The 3,209-nt window shown below is 66.1% G+C and carries 4 protein-coding genes; 2 read left to right on the top strand and 2 right to left on the bottom strand.

Going from position 1 to position 3,209, the window contains the following annotated elements; all coding sequences use genetic code 11:
* Positions 1 to 592 precede the first annotated feature (592 nt).
* A complete protein-coding gene (locus tag AC1VAN_RS16405; RefSeq protein WP_480986209.1) occupies positions 593 to 1,915 on the bottom strand; it encodes an aminopeptidase P N-terminal domain-containing protein in 1,323 nt (440 codons plus the stop codon).
* A gap of 5 nt (positions 1,916 to 1,920) precedes the next feature.
* Positions 1,921 to 2,469 carry a UPF0149 family protein gene (locus AC1VAN_RS16400; RefSeq protein ID WP_025874201.1) on the bottom strand — a complete coding sequence of 183 codons (549 nt, stop codon included), beginning with the start codon at positions 2,467 to 2,469 and terminating at the stop codon, positions 1,921 to 1,923.
* Between the two features lie 153 nt (positions 2,470 to 2,622).
* On the opposite strand from AC1VAN_RS16400, the gene AC1VAN_RS16395 reads away from it, so the two are divergent.
* Entirely contained in the window at positions 2,623 to 2,844 is a 222-nt protein-coding gene (locus tag AC1VAN_RS16395; protein WP_025874200.1) for a TIGR02449 family protein, read from the top strand.
* Complete coding sequence (locus AC1VAN_RS16390) at positions 2,841 to 3,137, top strand: cell division protein ZapA (protein WP_025874199.1); 297 nt, start codon at positions 2,841 to 2,843, stop codon at positions 3,135 to 3,137. The genes AC1VAN_RS16395 and AC1VAN_RS16390 overlap by 4 nt, the downstream gene beginning before the upstream one ends.
* The last annotated feature ends 72 nt before the right edge of the window (positions 3,138 to 3,209 follow it).

The raw sequence follows: 3,209 nt of genomic DNA, 5'->3' as shown, positions 1-3,209 counted from the left end.
CAATAGTCCCGCGTGCCGACAACCGCCGTTACCAACAGCCGCGGGAAACTGTCGAAGGCGGGGTACTGTGGGTTTGCGGGGTGTGAGCCGCATGGATGCGGCGACCAAGCCTACAAGGACATACTTGCGGCGGCCCCGCAAACCCACAGTRCCCCGCCATCCCACSGAATGCCGCTGTTGCTGTTGCTGTTGCTCTGGCTTGTAGCGGATGCAGGRCTGCAAGCCCTGCCRAAACCCCTCKTACCCCGCCTTTGACAGTYCCTTGCGCGCGTCCARCCACGGAAAAAAGAAAAAGAAGATCAAAAGCGGGTCGCTTGCTGCGCTCGCTCCGTGTCGACCAAGGTCGACACCTACCAATAGTYCCGCGTGCCGACAACCGCCGTTACCAACAGCCGCGGGAAACTGTCGAAGGCGGGGTACTGTGGGTTTGCGGGGTGTGAGCCGCATGGATGCGGCGACCAAGCCTACAAGGACGTACTTGCGGCGGCCCCGCAAACCCACAGTGCCCCGCCCCCCACCGAATGCCGCTGTTGCTGTTGCTGTGGCTGTGGCCTCTGCAGGTGCAGGGCTGCAAGCCCTGCCGAAACCCCTCTTACCCCGCCATCAACGCTTCGATCTCGTCGGCGCTGCGTTCCAGCCCTTCGGTCAACACCCGATGCCCGTCGTCGGTGATCAGCACGTCATCTTCGGTACGGATGCCGATGCCGCGCCAGCGCGGTTCCACCGTTGTGTCGTCCACGCCGATATACAGCCCCGGCTCGATGGTGAACGCCATGCCCGGCTCCAGCAGGCGCGAATCGCCGGCCAGGCGGTAGTCGCCTACATCGTGCACATCCAGCCCGATCCAGTGCCCGGTCTTGTGCCGGTAGAAGCGCTGGTACAAGCCTTCGGTGAGATTCTTTTCCAGCGTGCCCTTCAACAGGCCCAGTTGCAGCAACCCTTCGGTGAGGGTCTGCACCGCCGCCAGATGGCCCATTTCGTACGCCACGCCCGGTTTGGCCTGGGCAAGCGCCGCCGCCTGCGCGGCACCCACCAGATCATGCAGCGCGCGCTGCTCGGCGCTGAAACGACCATTGACCGGGAACGTACGGGTGATGTCACTGGCGTAGCCGCGGTACTCGGCGCCGGCATCGATCAACACCAGTTCGCCGTCGCGCGAACGCGCGTTGTTGTCGCGGTAATGCAGGATGCAGGCATTGCGGCCGGCGCCGACGATGCTGCAGTACGCAGGTACCGCGTCGTTGGCACGGAACACCCGCTCCAGTTCGGCCTGCAGTTCGTACTCGTGAATGCCCGCCTTCGCACTCTGCATGGCCGCGCGATGCGCCAGCACACTGATGTCGGCCGCACGCTGCATCAACGCCACCTCGGCACCGGACTTGAACAACCGCTGCTCGTGCAGCAGATGGCCCAGTTCCAGGAACTCATGCGGTGGCTGCGCACCGTGGCGCACCTGCGAACGTACGCGGTTCACCCAGCCGATCAGCTTCAGGTCGAAATCCGCATCGCGGCCGAAGTGGTAGTACACCCGCGAACGCCCTTCCAGCAGGCCCGGCAGGATGTCGTCSAKGTCGGTGATCGGRWAGGCATCGTCCATCGCGAACTGCGCCACGGCGCCGTCCTGGCCGGCGCGACCGCCATCCCAGGCTTCGCGCTCGGGATCGCGCTCGCGGCAGAACAGGATCGCTTCGCCGTGGCGACGGCCGGGAATCAGCACCAGTACCGCTTCCGGCTCCGGGAAGCCGCTCAGGTACTGGAAATCCGAATCCTGCCGGTACGGATAATGGGTATCAAGGCTGCGCACCTTCTCAGATGCCGCCGGCAGCACCAGGATCGCGTCTTCGCCCGCCATGTCCATCAACTGCCGGCGACGACGCTTGTACTCGCCGGCAGCGATGCCGGTGCGCTGCTTGATATCCATCAGTTCAGGCGCTGCCGATGGCGCGCGGCCAGCACCACGTCACCGTGCAGCAGCAGCACCGCCACGCGGATGAACTCCTCGATCTCCGACAGGGCTTCGTCGTCATCATCACCGCCCGCTTCAAAATCCTCGCTCGAGGCACGGGCCAGGCTGGCCAGGTCGTTCAGCGCCTCCTCGCCTTCTTCGGACAGGGCCGGCCGGTGGCCGCCACTGCCCAGGCCGAAGCCGCCCAGGAAGGAACGGGTCCAGCTGAACATGGCGTCCGCCTGCGCGGCCACGTCGCTGCTGTCGGTCAACAGCAGCTCGAAGGCGAAGTCCCGGTCTTCCAGCTGCTTGATGGTGGCCTCCAGCAACTGCGCCAGCGCACTGTCGGCAGCTGCCTGCGGCAGATTGTCGTCGGCCAGTACGCGCGCCGGCCAATCATTGCCGGGAGCACCGCCAGCGGCCAGCCAGCCGCACAGCCCGCCATGCAGCTCGGCAGCAGTGGCGCCCAGGCCCAGTTCCTGGCTGGCGCGGGTAACGTCGTCGACGGAGGGAAGTTCGGTCATCGTGCGGCTCGTTCGGAAGGGAAACTGCGGAGCGCGCACGCGCGCGCCCGTGAGCCCGGTAGTGTAGCAATGTGTCCGCCTGCTCTCCGTAGCCGCCGGGCCCTGCTGCGACAGTGCTTGACCGCCCTGACCCGGCTTGCCTATCGTGCGGGCATGGAACCCGCCGATCCCCTTGCCCAGCTGCAGGCCTTCGCCGCCCGTGTGGAGGCGTTGCTCGACCGCAACCAGCGGCTGGCCGAGGAGAACCGCAGCCTGCGCCACCAGCAGGAACAGCTGGTGGCCGAGCGCTCGACGCTGCTGGCCAAGAACGAGCAGGCGCGTTCGCGGGTGGAAGCGATGATCACCCGGCTCAAATCCCTGGAGCAGCACACATGAGTGCCGAACCGGTCAGCGTCCGTATCCTTGACCGCGAATACACGGTCGGCGTTGGTGGCGATGAACGCGACAGCCTGATGGCGGCCGCCCGCCTGCTGGATGCGCGCATGCGCGAGATCCGCGGCAGCAACCGGATGGCCGCGGTGGACCGCATCGCGGTGCTGGCGGCACTCAACCTGGCACACGAACTGCAGCTGCTGCGCGATGAGAACGCCCGCCAGGCGGTCGCCCTGCAACAGACCCTGGCCGACCTGAACCGGCGCCTGGACCGGGCGATCGACAGCAGCACCTGAGATGGGCGCGGAATGCGCCTTCTCTTTTCTGAATTGGCACGCACTGTTGCCGACGAACGGCCTATCCAGATC

This window comes from Stenotrophomonas sp. 05L44_2 (assembly GCF_056665995.1).
The sequence above is the reverse complement of the archived record's forward strand: the minus strand, read 5'-3'. Positions and strand labels throughout refer to the sequence as shown.